This is a genomic window from Sphingomonas sp. (assembly GCF_036731925.1).
GTDB lineage: Bacteria > Pseudomonadota > Alphaproteobacteria > Sphingomonadales > Sphingomonadaceae > Sphingomonas.
The window spans coordinates 512,516-533,115 of the sequence record NZ_DAINDJ010000002.1 but is presented as its reverse complement, the minus strand read 5'-3'; the positions used below and the strand labels follow the sequence as shown (position 1 = coordinate 533,115).

The following is a 20,600-nucleotide window of genomic DNA, read 5'->3' as shown; positions in this document are numbered from 1 at the left end:
GAGGGGCTAAGCGTTGGTCGAGCCTTAGACCAGCTCCGCCAGCGCCGCCGGGCTGAAGCCCTTCAGTTCGTCACCCGCACCGGCCTGGATCTTCTTCACCCAGTCGGCATCGCTGATCAGCGCGCGGCCTACGGCAATCAGGTCGAACTCGTCACGCTCCATCCGCTCGACCAGCTTGTCGAGGTCGGTGCGCTGCGAGGTCTCGCCGCCGAACGCGGCGATGAACTCGCCCGAGAGGCCTACCGAGCCCACGCTGATCGTGGCCGCACCGGTCAGCTTCTTCGCCCATCCGGCGAAGTTGAGGCCGTTTTCGCCGTCGATCTCGGGGAATTCGGGCTCCCAGAAGCGCCGCTGCGAGCAGTGCAGCACGTCCGCGCCGGCATCGACCAGCGGCTGGAGCCACGACGCCATCTCGTCCGGCGTCGCGGCGAGACGGGCGCTATAGTCCTGCTGCTTCCACTGGCTGATGCGGAGGATCACCGGGAAGTCCGGCCCCACCGCCGCGCGCACGGCCTTCACCACCTCGACCGCGAAGCGCGAGCGCTCGGCGATCGTGGCACCACCATAGCCGTCTTCGCGCGTGTTGGTGCCGGCCCAGAAGAACTGGTCGATCAGATAGCCATGGGCGCCGTGGATCTCGACCGTGTCGAAGCCCAGCCGCTTGGCATCGGCTGCGGCCTTGGCGAAGGCGGCGATGGTCGCCTCGACGTCCTGCTCGGTCATCGCGACGCCGCGCGGCTTGCCCGGCGCGACCAGGCCTGAGGGGCTCTCCACCGGCGCTTCGGGCTGCCAGTTGCGGTCCGGGCCGAAGGTGGAGCCGGTGTGCCAGATCTGCGGCGCCATCTTGCCGCCTGCGGTATGGACCTCATCGATCACCTGCTGCCAGCCGGCCAGCGCGGCGTCGCCGTGGAAGAACGGGATGTTGGGATGGTTGCGCGAGGCAGGGCGGGCGATCACGGTGCCTTCGGAGAGGATCAGGCCCACGCCCCCTTCCGCGCGGCGGCGGTAATAGGCGGCATTTTCCGCGCCGGGGATGCCCTGGGGCGCGAAGGTCCGCGTCATCGGCGCCATCACGATCCGGTTCGGCAGATCGAGCGACTTGATGCGGAACGGCCGGAAAAGCGTGTCGATCGCGGGCATGGGTGCTCCGTTGCAGTTTGAAACTGATGCAAAGCTAGCGACTGCGGCGGTTGGTTCAAGATGGCGCGCAGGGCCGCAACGAAATTTACCGCCAGCTCGGCAGCCACATCCAATGGGTATAGCTCTGCACGTCGTTCAGCGGAGCGGCCGAGAGGATGGGGTAGAAATAGCCGAAGCAGACCAGCGCCAGCCCGAGATACCACTCTTCCCAGCCCTTGGCGCGCAGCCGGTCGAACTGGTGGAAGGTCACCGGCAGCAGCATGCACAGAAAGAGCGCGGAGAGGTGGTAATAGTAATAGAAGCCGAGCGACTTGGGGATGATCGCGTAGATTGCCACCGAGAAGGTCCAGAGCAGCGCCAGCACCAGCGGTCGCCACGCCCGGGTACGGAACCACAGCAGGTAGCCGGCCAGCACAGCGACCAGCCCGCCCCACATGATCACCGGATTGCCGATCAACAGCACGCCGCGCTGGGCGCCGTGGTCCCATTCGTAGAAGAACCAGATCGGTCGCAGCATGATCGGCCAGCTCCACCATTCGGACTGGTAGTTATGGTGCGGCAGGACCTGGGTTTGCGCCGCATACATCTCGCGCTGGAGCTGCAGCAGGCCGTGCAGCCCGTTCGTTGCGCCGGTGAGATAGAAGAAGGTCGGCGCGAAGGTCGCGAAATAGACCGGCACGCTGATCGCACCCAGCAGCACGAGCCCGGCCAGCGTCGACAGCCCCGGCCAGTGCGGCTGGTCGCCGGAGACGAATGCCGTGGCCAGCGTGCGCCGGGCCCGGCGCGCGTCGATCACGCGAACGGCGATCAGCGCCAGCCCGATCGCGGCGATATAGGGTGCTGCGGCCCATTTCACTGCCGTCGCCAACCCGAGCAGTGCCGCGCCGATGCACCAGCGCCACTGCACCTGGTGGCGCGTGGCGTGCATCGCCCACAGCAGGAACACCAGGCCCCACAGCAGGAAGGCGCCCAGGAACACGTCGAGCATCGCCGTGCGCGCCTGCACGAACAGGCTCTGGTCCAGCATCGCCAGCACCGCGCCGGTCACCGCAACTCGCATCCGCCCGCGCATCAGGATCCACAGGAACGTGAAGATGGCGAGCACCGTCGCCGTGCCGGCGATGGTCGGCATCAGGCGCCAGCCAAACGGATTGTCGCCGAGCAGTTCCATCCCGGCGCCGATCAGCTCCTTGCCGAGCAGCGGATGTTCGGTGTTGCGTGGACCCGACAGCTCGATCAGCGATTTCGCGGCGGGCACATAATGCACCTCGTCGAACATGATCCCGCCCGGCTGATCGATATGCAGCGAAAACAGCAGCTGCGCGGCGATGGCGAGGAGGAGGGCGACGAGCCAGGGGCGGGTGGCGAGAGCCGAAAGGCGGAGGCGCATGGCGCTGGCGTAGCCGAGGCCGCGCAGGAGCGGAATAGGGCATGCGCCCGTCCGTACCGCCATTAGCCCGGGCAGGCGGGGGGAGGCTGGCCGCTTCCTTCTCTCGTTATGCCTGGGGCGCCATCTTCATGACGACGAGCCCGGCGATGATCAGCAGCGCGCCGACAATGCGCGGCGCGTTCGCCGGCTCGCCGAGCACCAGGATGCCGATCAGGAACGCACCCACCGCGCCGATGCCGGTCCACATGCCATAGGCGGTGCCGAGCGGCAGCGTCCGCATCGAAAAAGCCAGCAACGCAAAGCTGGCGATCATCGCCGCGATGGTGACGGTCGCCGGCCAAAAGCGGGTGAATCCGGCTGATTGCTTCATCGAAAAGGCCCAGACGACCTCGAGAATGCCGGCGATACCCAATGCAATCCAAGCCATGCGGCCCTCCTTTGGAAGAGCCGGGCCGTCCCGGACTTGATACCCGATCGCGGGGCGGGAACGTGGTCGCCGCATCCAGAATCTAGGAATTGCGGTGCGGCTTTCAACGGCTGCCCCGTACGGGAGGCCCGATCGCCGCGCCTAGAGGTTGACGCCGCGCCCCCAAGCGCCGCAAAGCAGCGGCCATGAAGCGTCGTACCGGACAGGATCCCAGCGTCACCCGTAAGTGGAAGCCCGCGACTCAGGCGGTGCGCGGCGGCACCGCGCGTTCCGAGTTCGGCGAGACGAGCGAGGCGCTGTTCCTCACCTCGGGCTATGCCTATGATTGCGCGGGCGATGCCGCCGCGCGGTTCGCCGGCGAACAGTCGGGCATGACCTATTCGCGTCTCCAGAACCCGACGGTGGAGATGCTCGAGCAGCGCATCGCCCTGCTCGAAGGCGCCGAGGCGTGCCGCACCATGGCGACCGGCATGGCGGCGATGACCGCGGCGCTCCTCTGCCAGGTGAGCCAGGGCGACCACATCGTCCAGGGCCGCGCCGCCTTCGGTTCGTGCCGCTGGCTGACCGACAGCCTGCTGCCGCGCTTTGGCGTCACGACGACGACGATCGACGCGCGCGATCCGCAGCAGTTCGAGGACGCGATCCGCCCGAACACCAAGCTCTTCTTCTTCGAGACCCCGGCCAACCCGACAATGGACGTGGTGGACCTGGAGGCGGTCTGCGCGATCGCGAAGCGGCATGGTATCGTCACCGTCGTCGACAACGCCTTCGCCACGCCGGCCCTCCAGCGCCCGATGGAGTTCGGCGCGGACGTGGTCGCCTATTCCGCCACCAAGATGATGGACGGGCAGGGCCGCGTGCTCGCCGGAGCGGTGTGCGGCTCCGAGGATTTCATCACCAACACGCTGCTGCCGTTCACCCGCAACACGGGGCCGACGCTCAGCGCGTTCAACGCCTGGGTGGTGCTGAAGGGAATCGAGACCCTCGACCTGCGGATCCGCCGCCAGAGCGAGAATGCACTCAAGGTCGGCAGCTTCCTGGAGCAGCGGGTGCCGCGGGTGAACTTCCCGGCGCTGCCCAGCCATCCGCAGCATGCCCTTTTCATGCGCCAGATGGCCGCCGGTGGCCCGATCTTCAGCTTCGAGGTGGATGGTGGCCGCGCCCAGGCGCATGCCCTGCTCGACGGGCTGGAGCTGATCGACATCTCCAACAATATCGGCGATTCGCGCTCGCTGATGACGCACCCGTCCTCCACCACCCATTCGGGCCTGGCCGAGGAGAAGCGGCTGGAGATGGGCATCACCGAAGGGATGATTCGCATCAATGTCGGCCTGGAAGACGCCGACGACCTGATCGCGGATCTCGACCAGGCGCTGCGAGGCGCCGGGCTGTGAAGGCGCTCTTCACCGACGAGGCGACGACGCGCGGCGTGGTCGTCCGCGTGTCGGTGTCGTATCTGCCCGAACAGTCGGAGCCGCATCGCGGCCGCTGGTTCTGGGCCTATCATATCCGCATTGAGAACGAAGGCCCGGTGGCGGTCCAGCTGCTCACCCGGCACTGGATCATTACCGACGGCCGCGGCCTGCGCCATACGGTGGAAGGCGAGGGTGTCGTCGGCGAGCAGCCGATGATCGCGCCGGGCGCGAGTTTCGACTATGTCTCGGGCTGCCCGCTCTCGACGCCGACGGGCGCGATGCAGGGGAGCTACCACATGATCGCCGAGGACGGCTCCGCCTTCGACGTGTCCATCCCGCGATTTGCCCTGATCGCGCCGGCGGTGGCGGGCGAGCAGTGAAGCGCACCCATCTTCCGCTGAACGGCATGCGCGTGCTGGACGCAGCCGCACGCCATCTCTCCTTCACCCGTGCGGCGGACGAGCTGGCGGTGACGCCGGCGGCCGTCGGCCAGCAGATCCGCGCGCTGGAGGATACGCTGGGCGTGGTGCTGTTCCGCCGCACCACCAAGGGGCTGGAGCTGACCCCGGAGGCGGAAAGCGGCCTCACCGCGCTGCGCAGCGGCTTCCTCCAGTTCGAGGAAGCGGTGCGGGCGATGCAGGCGGGGCAGTCCTCCAAGTCGCTGACCATCGCCGCGCCGCGCGACCTGACCGCCAAGTGGCTGATGCCGCGCCTCTCCGGGATCGCCCATGCGGACCCGGACCTGCGCTTCGTGCTGGTGCCGGCCGACGACGCACTCGATTTCACCGAGGCCAATCTCGACCTCGCCATCCGCTGGGGCGAAGGCCCCGGCGAGCATGAGGGCGAGGCGCTGGAAAGCGACGGGATGGTCACTGTCGAGCGTCCGGGCGGCGGCGGAATCGACGTGCGGATCTCGTGGCCAGGCTGCATGGCCGAGGATGCAGGGTCGCTGGTCCGCGTGGCCGATGCGGGCCTTGCGATCGACGCGGCGGCGCAGGGGCTGGGGCGGGCAACCGTGCCCGAGCTGCTGGCCCGCGCCGATATCGAAGCCGGCCGGGTCGCCGTAATCGGCGAACCCAAGGCCTCGCGGCTCGGCTACTGGCTGGTGGCGCCGCTGCCGCAGTGGCGCCAGAAGAAGGTGCAGACGCTGGTCGAGGTGCTGGGCAGCTAGCTAGTAACTAGGCGCTCTTCACCCGCCCGATCGGTACCGGCAGCAGCCGGCCCTGATCGTCGCCGATCACCATCACTTCCACGCCGAATGCCTCGCGCAGCGGCTGATGCGCAAGCGCGGCTTCCGCGGGACCGAACGCCACGACGCGGCCATCGCGAAGCAGCAGCACATCGTCGGCAGCACGCGCGGCCTGGAGGAGATCGTGCAGCACGATCACCACGCCCATCCCGCCGGCGGCAAGCGCACGCAGCCGTTCGAGCAGGTCGAGCTGGTGTACCGGATCAAGGCTTGCCAGCGGCTCGTCCGCCAGCAGCCATTGCGGCTCCCCGGCCAGAACGCGCGCCAGCAGCACCCGCGCGCGCTCGCCGCCCGACAGCTGTGTGACGCGGCGATCGGTCAGCGGGCGGACGGCGGTGGCCTCGATCGCCGCGTCGATCGCCGCATGGTCGGCGGCGGAAAGCCCGGCGAAGGGCGTGCGGTGCGGCGCGCGGCCAAGCGCGACCAGCTCCGCCACTCGCAGGTCCCAATGCACCGTGGCGTCCTGGGGAAGATAGCCGATGCGGCGCGCGCGTTCGCGCGGATCGAGGCGGGCGAGCAGCTTGCCGCCGAGCTTCACCTGACCCGCGTCGGGATCCAGCAAACCGGCAAGCGTACGCACCAGCGTCGACTTGCCGGACCCGTTGGGGCCGAGGATCGCCGTGACCCGCCCCGGCCGCAGGACGGCGTCAAGGCCGTGCAGCACCCGGCGCTTGCCGAGGCTGACCGCGAGATCGGAGACGCTCAGTTCCATGTCGACCGCCGGAGCTTGAGGAGCAGCACGAAGAAGAAGGGGGTGCCGAGCAGCGCCATCGCAACGCCCAGGCGTACCTCGCTGGGGCCGGGCGACAGGCGCACCAGGCTGTCCGCCGCCAGGAGCAGCGCGGCGCCGCCCAACGCGCTCGGCACCAGCAGCGCCGATGGTCGCGCGCCGGTGAGCGGGCGCAGCAGGTGCGGCACGATCAGCCCGACGAACCCGACGATGCCGGTGACCGCAACGCTGGCACCCACCGCCAGCCCGGTGCCGAGCACGATCAGCAGCTGCGCCCGCTCCAGCCGCACGCCCATGGACCGGGCCGCTGCTTCCCCCAGTGTCAGCGCATCGAGCGCACGGCCGGTGAACAGCAGCAGCGCACACCCGACGGCGATGAAGGGCAGCGCCAGCTGAACCTCGGCATAGCTGCGATCGGTGAGCGCCCCCATGATCCAGTCGAGGATCTCGGCGGTGGCATAAGGATTGGGCGCGATCGAGATCAGGAAGCTGGTGAGCGCCGCCCCGAGGCTGGCGAGCACCGTGCCGGCGAGGATGAAGGCGACGGCGCTTTCCGCGCGCCAGGCGAGACCCGCAAGCAGCAGCATCGATCCGCAGGCCGCTGCCATCGCGCAGCCGAACAGCACCAGCGGCGCGCTGCTCCCCAGCAGCACGATGGCGCCGACCGCGCCCAGTGCCGCGCTGGAAGACACCCCCACCACGGCCGGGTCAGCGAGCGGATTGCGCAGAAACCCCTGCAACGCCGCGCCGGACAGGCCCAAAGCGGCGCCGATCGCAAGCCCCAGGATCGCGCGCGGCAGACGCAGTTCGACGATGATCCACCAGCGCGGATCGTGGCTGAACCAGGCGGACAGGGGCACCCAGAACTTGCCTGCCACCAGCGAGCCGGCGAACAGGAAGGCGACAAGCAGCGCGAGGCCAAGGGTGAGGGCAAGCCGGTGCATGCCTTGCGCCATAGCATCCCGGCGGCGTTCGCCTACCGAAACCTTGGCCGTCGGCACCGGGTGCGCAGACGCCCGGAGGGTTCTGGCCACCCACACCTTGGTTTAGTCTTCCCACATCAAAGCCGTGTCCGATGGTGCGGAGGTTCGATTCCGCTGCGCCGTCGCCTGCGCGACACTCCACCCGGCAAGACGGGATGGAACCATGTACCACCAGGCGTTGATCGATGTTGCTGCAGGGGCTCAGGCGAGCTGCGGTCCAAACCTCTCGGCGTTGCTCGCCGGGGCGATGCACTCGCCGGACGAGCACCCAATGCACACGTGCCGCCATCGGGAACGGCATTCCGGCCTGCGCCCCGCGCCGGACGCCGCCGGCCCGCCGGACCTGTTGCCCGACGGCCCCATGCTGTCGGGCCGCCTGGCCAGGGGCGGCCTGGCCGGCTGGCAGCTCCGCCGTGTCGCGGAGCATGTCGACACCTGTCTTCACGGCCCGATCTTCACGTCCACGCTGGCGGAGGTCGCCCAGCTGAGCACCGGCCATTTCTGCCGCGCTTTCAAGACGAGCACGGGGGAGACGCCGCATGCCTATGTCATCCGCCAGCGGATCCGCCGGGCACAGCTGCTGATGCGCGAGACGCGCGACACCCTGTCGCAGATCGCCTGCGCCTGCGGGCTGAGCGATCAGGCGCATCTGACCCGGCTGTTCCGCCGCCTGCTGGGCACCACGCCGAACAGCTGGCGGCGCACGTGGCAGCAGGCGGACTGATCGCGGCACCGACGTTCGAGACACGCCTGAGGAGCAAGGAGCTGCGCGCCGGATATGAGCAATAGGGGGTCGCTGCCGATCGGCGCGTGGCGCGGCGTGTCCTTCGCCGTGGCGCAGATCGACGTGCTGCGGGCGGCGGACGACCTGCTCGTGGTCGGCATGCTGGAGAAGGACGTCGCCGGTGCGCACCGCGGCGGCGCGGATGCCATCGACCACGCGCTCCACGGCACGCTCTCCCGCTTGCGCGAAGGCGGCATCTTCACGGGCGGCTTCGGGGAGACGCTGATGCTCACCCGCCCGCCCGCGCCCATTCGGGCGGCGACGTTGATGCTGATCGGCATGGGTGCTTCCCTCACCGGCGATCCCGAGGCGGCAGGCGCGCTGACCGGCCTCGCGATGCAGGCCGCATTGCGGATCGGCGCGGCATCGGTGGGATGCCTGCTCGGCTGGTCCGAATGCGATCTGCCCCCGCCGCTGGTGGCGCCGAGCGCCACGGCAATGATGCGCGGTGCCCTCGCTGCGATCGATGCGCAGGAGCAGCAGGCCGCGGCCATGGCATGGACCTTCAATATTCGAAACGGTGCCGCTGCGCGCACGACGGCGGCGCTTCGCGACGCGCTGGCCGTCTGGCCCTGAAGGACGGGCAAGCCGTGGCGGCCGCCATGCAGCCATGCTAGAGTGCGTTTCTCAGGGGAGTTGATACGCTTGCCATGTTGACCAGGGTTTCCAGCGGGCGTGTGCCGGCACGCGGCACGGCGCCGATCCGCATCCTGCTGGTCGACGACCACATGCTGCTGCGCGAAGGGGTTCGCGCGGTCGTCTCCACCCAGGACGACATGGAGATCGTCGGGGAAGCGAGCGGCGGCGGCGAGGCGATCCGGGAGTTCGCCCGGCTCCAGCCCGATCTGGTGCTGATGGACCTGCAGATGGCCGACATGTCCGGCCTCGATGCGATCACCGCGATCCGCAAGGCTTCGCCCGACGCCCGGATCATCGTGCTGACCACCTATTCGGGCGACGGCCGCGCGATCAAGGCGCTGCGCGCGGGCGCGATGGGCTATCTGCTCAAGGCCAGCCTGCGCAACCAGCTGCTCGAGGCGATCCGCTCGGTTCATCACGGCGGCAAGCATCTCGACGCCAGCGTCGCGACCGCGATCGCGCTACACGTGCTCGACGAGGACCTGACCGAGCGCGAAGTCTCGGTGCTGACGCTTGCCGCCTGGGGCAATTCGAACAAGCAGATCGCCGCCCGGCTCGCATTGTCCGAGGAGACGGTGAAGGGGCATATGAAGGCCTTGTTCGCCAAGCTCGGCGCCAGCGACCGCACCCATGCGGTGACGATTGCCGCCAAGCGCGGGCTGATCGAGCTCTGATCGCACGGGCGCGGCACCGCCCGATCGCATCAAACCCGTCCAATACCTGTCTGGCGGAGGTCCCTAGGGAGGACGGCGGCGGTTCGCTGCCGTGCGTGCGCGATGCATGCGCGCGTCGGAACCGCCGAACTGTTCGAAAGAATGGAACGGTACGCGTAAATTTATCCGAGTTTTCGGAAAATTCGCGCCGGCTATTCTGCCCCCATCGACGCCGGACGCCGGCAGCAACAGGAGCCGCACCATGACCCTCACCGCCACCGCCACGCCGGGCAAGTCGCTGGTCTCGCCGACCAACCACGCGCTCGTCCTCATCGACTTCCAGTCGCAGATGGCGTTCGCCACCAAGTCGATCGATGCGACGAACCTGCGCAACAATGCCGCGCTGATCAGCCGCGCCGCCGCCTCGTTCGACGTGCCGACGATCCTCACCACGGTCGCAGAGAAGAGCTTCTCCGGCCCGATGTTCAGCGAAGTGACCGATGCATTTCCGGGCCAGAAGCTGCTCGACCGTACCTCGATGAACACCTGGGAAGATGGTGCGGTGATCGAGGAGGTCAATCGCATCGCCAAGCCGCGGATCGTGTTTGCAGGGCTCTGGACCAGCGTCTGCATTGTCGGCCCCGTCGCTTCGGCGATCGACCAGGGCTTCGAGGCCTATTTCATCGCCGATGCCTGCGGGGACATCTCCGCCGAGGCGCACGAGCGCGCGGTTGAGCGGATGATCCAGCTGGGCGCGGTGCCGATGACGTCGCTCCAGTATCTGCTCGAGCTGCAGCGCGACTGGGCGCGGGCCGAAACCTACGATTCGACCACCGGCATCGCGAAGCAGTGGGGCGGGGCTTACGGCCTGGGCGTCACCTACGCGAAAACGATGTTCGGCGCCTCCGAAGGCCATTGATCCCCACACCCGGTTTCCTGCCCCCCAACGACAAGGAATGCTCCCATGACCTCCACCGTGACCACCAAGGACGGCGTCTCGATCTTCTTCAAGGATTGGGGGCCCAAGGATGCCCAGCCGATCATGTTCCACCATGGCTGGCCGCTCTCGTCGGACGACTGGGACGCGCAGCTGATGTTCTTCCTGGCGCAGGGTTTCCGCGTCGTCGCGCATGACCGCCGCGGCCATGGCCGCTCGGAGCAGGTGAGCGACGGCCACGACATGGACCATTATGCCGCCGATGCGGCTGCCGTTGTCGAGCATCTCGACCTGCGCAACGCCGTGCACATCGGCCATTCGACCGGCGGCGGCGAAGTCGCGCGCTATGTGGCCCAGCACGGCATCCCGCAGGGCCGCGTCGCCAAGGCGGTGCTGGTCGCGGCCGTGCCCCCGATCATGGCGAAGACCGAAGCCTATCCGAACGGGCTGCCGCTGGAGGTGTTCGACGGCTTCCGCAAGGGCACCGCGGAGAACCGCGCGCAGTTCTTCCGCGACGTTGCCGCGGGGCCCTTCTACGGCTTCAACCGCGACGGCGCGACGGTCTATCCGGGCGTGATCGACAATTGGTGGCGCCAGGGCATGATGGGCAGCGCCAAGGCGCATGTCGACGGCATCAAGGCCTTCTCGGAAACCGATCAGACTGCCGATCTTCAGGCCATGACGGTGCCGACGCTGGTGCTGGCGGGCGATGACGACCAGGTGGTGCCGTACCATCAGGGCGCCGAGCTGCAGGCCAAGCTGCTGCCGAACCCCACGCTGAAGATCTATCCGGGCATGCCCCACGGGCTGCTGACCACGCATGCCGACGTGCTGAACGCCGACATCCTCGCCTTCGTGCGCGGCTGATCCGGCACGCCGGGGAGGATCTGCAGATGAAGCCCTATCTGATCTCGCTCGCCGTCGGTCTGCTGGTCGGGGTGATCTACAGCCTCCTCGGCGTGAAGTCGCCGGCGCCGCCCACGATCGCCCTGATCGGCCTGCTCGGCATGTTGCTGGGCGAGCAGGCGGTGCCGGTGGCGAAGCGCCTCTTCGCCGGGCGCGATGTGGTGGCGTACCTCCGCACGGACTGCGCCGAGCAGGTGCTCGGCGCGCCGGTCAAGAAGCGCGACGACCAGGCATGAGCCTCACCCGCCGCCAGACCCTCGCAGCCGCGGGCGCCACCGCCGCCGGCGCGCTGCTGCCTACGCCTCTCTTCGCAAGGAATGCCAGCATGCCCGCCACCGACCTGATCCTCGTCAACGCACAGGTGACGACGCTCGACCGGGAAAACCCGGTGGCCGAGGCGATCGCGATCCGCGACGGCAAGTTTCTCGCGGTGGGCAGCGAGGCCGAGGTCCGCGCCGCTGCCGCGCCGGACGCGCAGGTGATCGACGCGCATCGCCGCCGGGTGATCCCGGGGCTGATCGACAGCCACATGCACATCATCCGTGGCGGCCTGAACTATAACATGGAGCTGCGCTGGGACGGCGTGCCCAGTCTTGCCGATGCGATGGCGATGCTCAAGCGTCAGGTCGACAATACGCCCGCGCCGCAATGGGTGCGCGTGGTCGGTGGCTTCACCGAGCACCAGTTCGCCGAGAAGCGGCTGCCGACGATCGACGAGCTCAACGCGGTCGCGCCGGATACGCCCGTCTTCATCCTCCACCTCTATGATCGCGCGCTGCTCAATGCTGCAGCACTTCGGGTGGTGGGCTATACCAAGGACACGCCGAACCCGCCGGGCGGCGAGATCGTCCGCGATGCCGCCGGCAACCCCACCGGCCTGCTGCTCGCCCAGCCCAACGCGACGATCCTCTATTCGACGCTCGCCAAGGGGCCGAAGCTGCCGGAGGACTATCAGATCAATTCCACCCGCCACTTCATGCGCGAAGTGAACGGCCTGGGTGTCACCGGCGTGATCGACGCGGGCGGCGGCTTCCAGAACTATCCCGATGACTATGCGATCATCGAGAAGCTGCATGCCGACGGCCAGCTGACCGTGCGGATCAGCTACAACCTGTTCACGCAGAAGCCCAAGGAAGAGCTGGCCGATTTCGCAGGCTGGGTGAAGCAGGTGAAGCCGGGCCAGGGCGACGACAGCTATCGCCACAACGGCGCAGGCGAGATGCTGGTCTATTCCGCCGCAGACTTCGAGGATTTCCGCGTCGCCCGCCCGGACATGCCGCCGACCATGGAAGGCGATCTGGAGCCGGTGATCCGGCTGCTCGCGGAGCATCGCTGGCCGTGGCGTCTCCACGCCACCTATGACGAGACGATCGGCCGCGCGCTCGACGTGTACGAGAAGGTCCACCGCGACATCCCGCTGACCGGCATCCACTGGTTCTTCGACCATGCCGAGACGATCAGCGACCGCAACATCGATCGCATCGCGGCGCTGGGCGGCGGCATCGCCGTGCAGCACCGCATGGCCTATCAGGGCGAATATTTCGTCGAGCGCTACGGGACGAAAGCGGCCGAGCGCACCCCGCCGATCGCGAAGATGCTCGCTGCCGGCATTCCGGTGGGCGCAGGCACCGATGCGACGCGGGTGGCGAGCTATAATCCCTGGGTGTCGCTCAGCTGGCTTTTGACCGGCCGGACGGTGGGCGGGCTGAAGCTCTATCCCGGCGCCAACCGGGTCAGCCGCGAAAAGGCTTTGCGCATGTGGACGCACGAGAACACCTGGTTCTCGAACGAGGTCGGCAAGAAAGGTCAGATCAAGGCCGGCCAGCTTGCCGATCTCGCGGTGCTCTCGGCCGATTACTTCGCAGTGCCCGAGGATCAGATCGTCCATATCCGCTCGGTGCTGACGCTGCTCGGCGGTGCGGTGGTGCATGGCGACGGCGACTACGCCCCGCTCGCGCCCGCGCTGCCCCGGCCGATGCCGGACTGGTCGCCGGTCGCGACCTTCGGCGGTTATCACCAGTCGCCCGAGACTCGCGCCCAGCTCGCCTCCGCCTGCGCCTGTCACAGCAGCTGTTCGGTCCACGGCCACGACCATGCGGCCGCACTTGGCGCGCAGGTACCGGCCGCCGACGTCCAGAGCTTCTGGGGCGCGTTCGGCTGCGGCTGCTGGGCGGTTTGAACCTCTTCCCTTGTCAGGAGCCAACCATGCGCTTTTCCGTCCTAGTCGCTTCCGCGCTTATCCTCGCCACACCCGCGCTCGCCCAGCAGCAGGCGGCGGGCGCCGACTATTCGGTCGGCCCGCAATATGACACGACGCACGTCTACGTCCCCGAGGATCAGTTCGACAGCTTCGTCACCAGCTTCGTGGGCACGTTTGGCGGGACGACCAGCAAGCAGGGCGTCTTCCAGGTGACCCCCACCACCAGCCTCACCAAATCGCAGCTGGTGCTGACCCCTGCCGGGACGGTCTCGGTGTTTGGGTTCAAGACACCCATTCCGTTTCCGTTCGGCGACGAGCGCACCGGCTATCTGGTGACCGATCTCGACGCCGCGGTAACTTCGGCGGTGCAGCACGGAGCGGTCCGCCGGCTGGTGACCTTCCCCGATCCGATCGGCCGAGATTCGCTGATCCAGTGGCCGGGTGGGGTGAACATGCAGCTCTACTGGCACACCGCCAAGCCCAGCTACGCGCCGCTGGAGACCGTACCGGAGAACCGCATCTACCTGACCGCAGACGTTGCCAATCGCTTCGTGAAGAGCTGGGTCGGCTATGCCAAGGCCAAGGTCACTGCCGATGATCGCGCCGCGCCCGGCGCCGAGGTGGGCGAGCCCGGAAAGACGATCCGCCGGATCTCGATTGCCAGCGGCTATGGCAAGATGGTGGTGTTCGTCACCGACGGCCTGCTGCCCTGGCCCTATGGCCGCGACACGACCGGTTACGGCGTGCCGGATCTCGACGCCACGCTCGCCAAGGCCAAGACGGCAGGCGTCGAGACGCTGGTGCAGCCCTATGCCGCAGCGGGCGGGCGCGCCGCGATCGTGCGCTTCCCCGGCGGCTATATCGCCGAGATCCACAGTCCCGCGGGCAAGTGACGGTGCAGCATTCCGACCCGCGCTTCGTCGATGCCATTCTCGGCTGGCGGCCGACCTGGTTCCTCGCCCGGCTGCTGCTGATCGGCGCCTATCTGCTCGGCGGGCTGGTGAAGCTCACCGACTGGGCGGGCGCAGTGGCCGAGCAGGCGCATTTCGGCATGCAGCCGCCGGCGCTCTGGGCGGCGCTGACCATCGTCGTGGAGCTGGTCGGACCCGTGCTGATCCTCACCGGGCGCTGGATCTGGCTGGGGGCGGGGATGCTGGGGGTGTTCACCCTGCTCGCCGCCTTTACCGCCAACGCCTTCTGGACGATGCCGCCCGGCCCGGAGCGGTTCGGCGCGACCAACGCGTTCTTCGAGCATCTCGGCCTGATCGGCGGCTTCGTCCTCGCGGCGCTGGTGGCGGAGCAGGCCAAGCGGCGTGGCTAGCCTCGCCGCGGCGGTGGTGCTAGTGGTGCCCGCCGCGCAGGACCAGACGTCTCTGCTAGCGTTCCCCTCCCGCTTGCGGGAGGGGCTAGGGGAGGGGCTGGAACCGCACAGCGCTTCTACCACATCAGGCCCTTCCCCGACCCCTCCCGCAAGCGGGAGGGGAGCGCCGACTGCGGATTCAGCACAAGTCTCTCCCATCCACGAACCCTGGCAGGCGCCCACGCTCAGCATCACCCGCTACGACGAGGACTGGTCCGACCTCGCCGACGCCGAGAAGCGCGCCCACCATTGGACCGGCCCGTTCAAGTACATCCCGCTCGGCGGCGATGCCTGGCTCTCCACCGGCATCGAAGTCCGGCTGCGCAGCGAATCCTTCGCCAACAACGCGCTGGGCAACGCGGCCTCGCCCGACGACGCCTATCTCTGGACCCGCGTGCTGCCCTATGCCGATCTCCATGTCGGCCGCGTCCGCGCCTTTGCCCAGCCGATCCTGGCCTATGCCGCCGGAGTACGCCCCGCAGCCGGCCCGGTCGACCAGACCCGCACCGATCTGCTGCAAGGCTTCGCCGAACTCGACCTCGGCGCACTCACGCTGCGCGGCGGCCGGCAGATGCTGTCGCTCGGCACCGAGCGGCTGATCGGCACCCGCTATGGCCCCAATGTCCCGCTCGCCTTTGATGGCGTGCGCGGGATCGTGGCGGTCGGCCAAGCGAAGATCAGCCTGTTCGCCGTCGCGCCGGTGGCGCCGCGGCTCGGCACCTTCGACGACCGCACCTCGCCGACCAAGACGCTCTGGGGCGCCTATGCGGTGCTGCCGGGGCTCGACCTCTATTATCTCGGCTATCGCAACCGCACCGCGCAGTTCGGCGACCGCACCGGCCGGGAACTGCGGCACAGCTTCGGGGGGCGGGTCCATGGCACCCGCAACCACTGGCACTGGAACGTCGAAGGCGTCGCCCAGTTCGGCCGCTTCGCCGACGGGCCGATTTCCGCCTGGACGCTTGGCACCGAACTGGGCCGCACGCTGCCGAACTTGCCCTTCGCACCCGATGCGGTGCTCCGCTTCAACGTGATCAGCGGCGACCGGCATCCCGGCGACCGCCGGCTCGGCACGTTCAACGCGCTGTTCCCCAAGGGCAAGTATTTCGGCGAGCTGTCGCCGGTCGGCCCCTACAACCTGATCAACCTCAACCCCCGCATCGCCGGCACGCTGGGCGGCGGCGTTTCCGCCAGCATCGCCGGCAGCGCCTATTGGCACTATGCGACGGCGGACGGCGTGTACGACATTCCGGGCAATCTGCTTCGCGCGCCCGGCACCAGCACCGCCCGCTTCATCGGCAAGCAGATCGAAGGCGCGGTCGCCTGGCAGGCCACCGCCGAACTCGAGCTTTCCGCTTCGCTTTCCTTCTTCGAGGCCGGCCGCTTCCTGCACGAGAGCGGTGCTCCCCAACCGATCCGGATGATCGGCCTCGAAAGCAATTTCCGGTTCTGAGGACCCACGCCATGCCCGACCCCAAGACTTCCAGCTCCCCGCTCCCGCCGCTGCTCCTGCTGCTTTCGGTCACCACCGGCCTTGTCGACGCGGTGAGCGTGCTCGGGCTGGGCAAGGTGTTCACCGCGAACATGACGGGCAATATCGTGTTCCTCGGCTTTGCCGCTGCGGGCACACCCGGCTTCACCATTGCGCCCTATCTGGTCGCGCTTGCGTCCTTCCTCGTCGGCGCGCTGATGGCCGGCAAGGTGGGAACGCACCTCGCCGGCCAGCCGCTGCGGCGATGGCTGGTGCTTGCGGCGGGGACGGAGGCGGTGCTGTTCGGCATCGCGGCCGGCATCGCCGCCTGGGCCGGCGCCATGGGCATCCTGCCCGAAACCTGCGTCTTCGCGATCATCGCCCTCACCGCGATCGCGATGGGCTTTCGCAACGCCACCATCCGCCAGCTCAAGGTGCCGGACCTCACCACCACTGTCCTGACGCTGACTCTGACCGGCATCGCCGCCGATTCGCACTTCGCCGGGGGGCGCAACCCGAACCTCGGCCGCCGCCTTGCCGCGGTAGCCGCGATTCTGATCGGCGCCTGTGTCGGTGCACTGCTGGTCAACCGGTACGGCCTGGCGATTCCGCTGCTGGTGGCGGGGCTTACCGTGCTGGTCGGCACGCTCGCCTGCGTTCGCCATCCCATCGCTGCCCAGCCGCTGCGGCCCTGATCGGGTCATGCCCCTTTGACAGCCCGCCGCGCGCTCCCTATCGGCCAGCCATGACGCTCCAGCACACCGACTCCATCCTGATCGTCGATTTCGGCAGCCAGGTGACCCAGCTGATCGCGCGCCGCGTTCGCGAAGCCGGGGTCTATTCCGAAATCGCACCCTTCACCACCGCTGCCGAGGCCTTTGCCCGGATGCAGCCCAAGGGCGTGATCCTGTCCGGATCCCCCGCCTCGGTGCTCGACGAAGGCAGTCCGCGCGTGCCGCAGGTGATCTTCGACAGCGGGCTTCCGGTGCTGGGCATCTGCTATGGCGAGCAGGTGATGATGCACCAGCTGGGCGGCCAGGTGGTGCAGGGCGACAGCGGCGAGTTCGGCCGCGCCTTCATCGAGATCGCCGATGGCTGCGCGCTGTTCGACGGCCTGTGGCAGACCGGCGAGAGCCACCAGGTCTGGATGAGCCACGGCGACAAGGTCGCGGCGCTCGCGCCGGGCTTCCGCCCGGTCGCGGCCAGCCCCGGCGCGCCGTACGCGGTGATCGCCAATGACGAGCGCCGCTATTACGCGATGCAGTTCCACCCGGAAGTGGTCCACACCCCGGACGGCGCAAAGCTGCTGGCCAATTTCGTGCGCCATGTCTGCGGCCTGTCGGGCGACTGGACCATGGCCGAGTTCCGCGCCGCGAAGATCGCCGAGATCCGCCAGCAGGTGGGCGACGGCAAGGTGATCTGCGGCCTGTCGGGCGGTGTCGATTCCGCGGTGGCCGCGGTGCTGATCCACGAGGCGATCGGCGACCAGCTGACCTGCGTGTTCGTCGACCACGGCCTGATGCGGGCAGGCGAGGCCGACCAGGTCGTCACGCTGTTCCGCGAGCATTACCATATCCCGCTCGTCCATGTGAACGTGGAGGACCTGTTCTTGGGCGGCCTCGCCGGCGTCACCGACCCCGAGGCGAAGCGCAAGTTCATCGGCAAGACCTTCATCGACGTGTTCGAGGCCGAGGCGAAGAAGATCGGCGGCGCCGATTTCCTGGCGCAGGGTACGCTGTATCCGGACGTGATCGAAAGCGTCAGCTTCACCGGCGGCCCGTCGGTGACGATCAAGAGCCACCACAATGTCGGCGGCCTTCCCGAGCGGATGAACATGCAGCTCGTCGAACCCTTGCGCGAGCTGTTCAAGGACGAAGTCCGCGCGCTCGGCCGTGAGCTGGGTCTGCCGGAGATCTTCGTCGGCCGCCATCCGTTTCCGGGGCCGGGCCTCGCGATCCGCATTCCGGGCGAAGTCACCAAGGCACGCTGCGACATCCTGCGCAAGGCTGACGCGATCTACCTCGAGGAGATCCGCAACGCCGGTCTCTACGACGCGATCTGGCAGGCGTTCGCGGTGCTCACCCCGGTGCGCAGCGTGGGCGTGATGGGCGACGGCCGCACCTATGACAGCGTGCTGGCGCTGCGCGCTGTAACGTCGATCGACGGCATGACCGCCGAAGCGTTCGAGTTCCCCGGCGGCTTCCTGCCCCGCGTCGCGACCCGCATCGTCAACGAGGTGCGCGGCGTGAACCGCGTGACCTACGACTATACCAGCAAGCCGCCCGGCACGATCGAGTGGGAGTGATCCCCGGTCCGGCATGGCGGTACGGCCAAGGTTGAGTTCGTGCATGGACAAGTGCGAAGTCGGGGCCGAATAGCGGCGAGTACGCATTTGCGCATTATCGCCCCTGCGCCCTTGAACCTGCAGCCATGCAACGCACCGGGATCAACGCACTTCGATTTCCGGCCCCACCGCCTGCTGCGGCGGAAGATCGACGGGCGAGCAGTTTCCGCTCGCGCCGTCCTCGTCAGCTGCGCGAGCGGTCCTCGATCTTGCCGCCGGACCGTCGCTTCGCAAGCAGGGCAATGGTAAGGCCGATGCCGGCCACGACCGCGACCTTGGTGGCGAAGCCGCGCTTGTTGTGCGCGAGCTCGGCGCGGATCCCCATTTCGGCGGGGATGTTCGGCAGCCGGGCGTGTGCCAGGTCGTCGACCACGCCTTCGACGACGTTGATCCGGTCCGCACCCAGCAATAGCAGCCAGTGGATCCAGTTGGACTCGCTCCAGCGGAAGGCGACGCGACGCAGGATGCCGCTCACGCCGCTCGGTGGCGTCGAGGTGCCGACCACCGCCGGACGGCGGACATGTTCGATAGACTGCAGGATCTCGACCTCGGCATGCTGGATCGGCGGCCTTTCCCATCGGCGGGTAAGCCCGTGGTCCTGCGTCTGGTCGCGCATCGGATAGGTGGGGTCGTTCTGCGGATCGGCATCCACGCCCCAGCCCGGGATTGCCGACGTATCGACCAGTGCCGGGCTATCGGTCTTCTGGGGAAGGTTCATCTGGGCCTCCTGCTCAGCCGCCATTGGGAACCAGGACGGGCTTGATGCATCCGTCCAGCTTGCCTGCGAACAGGTGATAGGCGTCCGCCACGTCGGCGAGCGGCACCTTGTGGGTGATCATCGCCTTGGGATTGATATGGCCTGCGCGAACATGTTCGATCAGCCGCGGCAACAACCGTTTCACCGACGCCTGGTTGGCGCGGATCGTGATGCCCTTGTTCACGACGTTGCCCATGGGCACCATGTTGCCGGTGGGGCCATAGACGCCGACGACCGAGACCACGCCGCCCTTCTTCACCGAATTGATCGCCCAGTGCAGCGCGATGGCGGACCCCGCCTCGAGCTTCAGCTTCGTGCCGAACAGCGTCTGCAGGAAATTGCCCTTGGCGTCGCCGCCGACCGCGTCGATCGCGACATCGACTCCGAGCCCGTCGGTGGTCTTCTTCAGGAAGACGACGATATCATCGACCTCCTTGAAATTGTAGACCTCCGCGGGGCCGAAGGTGCGGGCGAACTCCAGCCGGTAATCGACATGGTCGAACACGATCACGCGGCCTGCGCCGAACAGCCAGGCGGCGCGCGCGGCCATCAGGCCCACGGGGCCCGCGCCGAAGACCGCGACCGTGTCGCCTTTCTGGATTCCGCCCATCTCGGCGGCCTGGTAGCCGGTGGGCACCACGTCGGTCAGCAGCACGGCGTCATCGGGATCCATCCAGTCGGGGATGATCGTCGGCCCGATATCGGCATAGGGCACCCGGACATATTCGGCCTGGCCGCCGTCATAGCCGCCGGCGGTATGCGAATAGCCGAAGATCCCGCCCACCGCTGTCGCCTGGGCATTGGACTCGTGGCAGTTGCCGAACAGCCCCTGCTGGCAGAAATGGCAGTGTCCGCAGGCAATGTTGAACGGCACCAGGACATGGTCGCCCGGCTTGAGGTTCTGGATCTCGGCGCCGACTTCCTCGACGATGCCGCAGAACTCGTGCCCGAAGGTCATGCCCACGCGCGTGTCCGGCACCATGCCGTGATACAAATGAAGATCCGAGCCACAGATGCACGAGCGCGTTACCCGGACGATCGCGTCGCGGGGATGCTGTATCTCGGGCATCGGCTTTTCGGAGAGGCGGACGCGATAGGGTCCGCGATAGTCCATTGCCAGCATGCGCGTTCCTCCGTTGCAGAGTCGAACATCGATGCGCGGCAGTAGTTCCGAAATTGAGTTGCGTGGGCGCGAATCCGTTTGTCCGTGCAACA

22 protein-coding genes are annotated in these 20,600 nt (G+C 68.0%); 15 read left to right on the top strand and 7 right to left on the bottom strand.

What is annotated here, in order from left to right; genetic code table 11:
- Positions 1-24: 24 nt before the first annotated feature.
- From V7E00_RS12030 to V7E00_RS12020, 3 genes are all read right to left on the bottom strand, one after another.
- Positions 25-1,140 (bottom strand): NADH:flavin oxidoreductase, encoded by a 1,116-nt coding sequence (locus tag V7E00_RS12030; RefSeq protein ID WP_333572884.1) that lies wholly within the window; start codon positions 1,138-1,140, stop codon positions 25-27.
- A gap of 85 nt (positions 1,141-1,225) precedes the next feature.
- Positions 1,226-2,530 carry a phospholipid carrier-dependent glycosyltransferase gene (locus tag V7E00_RS12025; RefSeq protein ID WP_333572883.1) on the bottom strand — a complete coding sequence of 435 codons (1,305 nt, stop codon included), beginning with the start codon at positions 2,528-2,530 and terminating at the stop codon, positions 1,226-1,228.
- 106 nt (positions 2,531-2,636) lie between these two features.
- Complete coding sequence (locus V7E00_RS12020) at positions 2,637-2,957, bottom strand: DMT family transporter (RefSeq protein ID WP_333572882.1); 321 nt, start codon at positions 2,955-2,957, stop codon at positions 2,637-2,639.
- A gap of 185 nt (positions 2,958-3,142) precedes the next feature.
- On the opposite strand from V7E00_RS12020, the gene V7E00_RS12015 reads away from it, so the two are divergent.
- Genes V7E00_RS12015 through V7E00_RS12005 form a run of 3 tightly spaced genes read left to right on the top strand, consistent with a single transcriptional unit; the run spans position 3,143 to position 5,543 of the window.
- The gene (locus V7E00_RS12015) at positions 3,143-4,351 is read left to right on the top strand and encodes a trans-sulfuration enzyme family protein (RefSeq protein ID WP_333572881.1); all 1,209 of its coding nucleotides are present in this window, start codon (positions 3,143-3,145) and stop codon (positions 4,349-4,351) included.
- Positions 4,348-4,752, top strand: a complete 405-nt coding sequence (gene apaG / locus V7E00_RS12010; RefSeq protein ID WP_333572880.1) for a Co2+/Mg2+ efflux protein ApaG — start codon at positions 4,348-4,350, stop codon at positions 4,750-4,752. The genes V7E00_RS12015 and apaG overlap by 4 nt, the downstream gene beginning before the upstream one ends.
- Complete coding sequence (locus tag V7E00_RS12005) at positions 4,749-5,543, top strand: LysR family transcriptional regulator (protein WP_333572879.1); 795 nt, start codon at positions 4,749-4,751, stop codon at positions 5,541-5,543. Before apaG ends, V7E00_RS12005 begins: the two co-directional genes overlap by 4 nt.
- Positions 5,544-5,550: 7 nt before the next feature.
- On the opposite strand, the gene V7E00_RS12000 is transcribed toward V7E00_RS12005, so the two are convergent.
- Entirely contained in the window at positions 5,551-6,333 is a 783-nt protein-coding gene (locus V7E00_RS12000) for an ABC transporter ATP-binding protein (protein ID WP_333572878.1), read from the bottom strand.
- Positions 6,324-7,295 (bottom strand): FecCD family ABC transporter permease, encoded by a 972-nt coding sequence (locus tag V7E00_RS11995; protein WP_333572877.1) that lies wholly within the window; start codon positions 7,293-7,295, stop codon positions 6,324-6,326. The genes V7E00_RS12000 and V7E00_RS11995 overlap by 10 nt, the downstream gene beginning before the upstream one ends.
- 310 nt (positions 7,296-7,605) lie before the next feature.
- On the opposite strand from V7E00_RS11995, the gene V7E00_RS11990 reads away from it, so the two are divergent.
- The 12 genes from V7E00_RS11990 (at position 7,606) to guaA (ending at position 18,589) form a co-directional block, all read left to right on the top strand.
- On the top strand, positions 7,606-8,058 hold the full coding sequence (locus V7E00_RS11990; RefSeq protein ID WP_333572876.1) for an AraC family transcriptional regulator: 453 nt from the start codon (positions 7,606-7,608) through the stop codon (positions 8,056-8,058).
- 54 nt (positions 8,059-8,112) lie between these two features.
- Positions 8,113-8,694 (top strand): M17 family peptidase N-terminal domain-containing protein, encoded by a 582-nt coding sequence (locus V7E00_RS11985; RefSeq protein ID WP_333572875.1) that lies wholly within the window; start codon positions 8,113-8,115, stop codon positions 8,692-8,694.
- Positions 8,695-8,768: 74 nt separating this feature from the next.
- Positions 8,769-9,431: a response regulator transcription factor gene (locus tag V7E00_RS11980; RefSeq protein ID WP_333572874.1), complete on the top strand. Its 663-nt coding sequence runs from the start codon at positions 8,769-8,771 to the stop codon at positions 9,429-9,431.
- 241 nt (positions 9,432-9,672) lie between these two features.
- Positions 9,673-10,329 carry a hydrolase gene (locus V7E00_RS11975; protein WP_333572873.1) on the top strand — a complete coding sequence of 219 codons (657 nt, stop codon included), beginning with the start codon at positions 9,673-9,675 and terminating at the stop codon, positions 10,327-10,329.
- A 45-nt stretch (positions 10,330-10,374) separates the two neighbouring features.
- Complete coding sequence (locus V7E00_RS11970) at positions 10,375-11,214, top strand: alpha/beta fold hydrolase (RefSeq protein WP_333572872.1); 840 nt, start codon at positions 10,375-10,377, stop codon at positions 11,212-11,214.
- A 26-nt stretch (positions 11,215-11,240) separates the two neighbouring features.
- A complete protein-coding gene (locus tag V7E00_RS11965; RefSeq protein ID WP_333572871.1) occupies positions 11,241-11,489 on the top strand; it encodes a DUF1427 family protein in 249 nt (82 codons plus the stop codon).
- Positions 11,490-11,578: 89 nt separating this feature from the next.
- Positions 11,579-13,432, top strand: coding sequence for an amidohydrolase (locus V7E00_RS11960; protein ID WP_333572870.1), 1,854 nt, complete (start codon positions 11,579-11,581; stop codon positions 13,430-13,432).
- A 26-nt stretch (positions 13,433-13,458) separates the two neighbouring features.
- The gene (locus V7E00_RS11955) at positions 13,459-14,346 is read left to right on the top strand and encodes a VOC family protein (protein WP_333572869.1); all 888 of its coding nucleotides are present in this window, start codon (positions 13,459-13,461) and stop codon (positions 14,344-14,346) included.
- 2 nt (positions 14,347-14,348) lie between these two features.
- The gene (locus V7E00_RS11950; RefSeq protein WP_443019191.1) at positions 14,349-14,774 is read left to right on the top strand and encodes a DoxX family protein; all 426 of its coding nucleotides are present in this window, start codon (positions 14,349-14,351) and stop codon (positions 14,772-14,774) included.
- 196 nt (positions 14,775-14,970) lie between these two features.
- The gene (locus tag V7E00_RS11945; protein ID WP_333573855.1) at positions 14,971-16,266 is read left to right on the top strand and encodes an alginate export family protein; all 1,296 of its coding nucleotides are present in this window, start codon (positions 14,971-14,973) and stop codon (positions 16,264-16,266) included.
- 11 nt (positions 16,267-16,277) lie between these two features.
- Positions 16,278-16,979: a YoaK family protein gene (locus V7E00_RS11940; protein ID WP_333572867.1), complete on the top strand. Its 702-nt coding sequence runs from the start codon at positions 16,278-16,280 to the stop codon at positions 16,977-16,979.
- Positions 16,980-17,029: 50 nt separating this feature from the next.
- Positions 17,030-18,589 carry a glutamine-hydrolyzing GMP synthase gene (gene guaA, locus V7E00_RS11935; RefSeq protein WP_333572866.1) on the top strand — a complete coding sequence of 520 codons (1,560 nt, stop codon included), beginning with the start codon at positions 17,030-17,032 and terminating at the stop codon, positions 18,587-18,589.
- Positions 18,590-18,812: 223 nt separating this feature from the next.
- On the opposite strand, the gene V7E00_RS11930 is transcribed toward guaA, so the two are convergent.
- Both V7E00_RS11930 and V7E00_RS11925 read right to left on the bottom strand, forming a co-directional pair.
- Positions 18,813-19,346 carry a hypothetical protein gene (locus tag V7E00_RS11930; RefSeq protein WP_333572865.1) on the bottom strand — a complete coding sequence of 178 codons (534 nt, stop codon included), beginning with the start codon at positions 19,344-19,346 and terminating at the stop codon, positions 18,813-18,815.
- Positions 19,347-19,359: 13 nt separating this feature from the next.
- On the bottom strand, positions 19,360-20,508 hold the full coding sequence (locus V7E00_RS11925; protein WP_333572864.1) for a zinc-dependent alcohol dehydrogenase: 1,149 nt from the start codon (positions 20,506-20,508) through the stop codon (positions 19,360-19,362).
- Between the last annotated feature and the right edge of the window lie 92 nt (positions 20,509-20,600).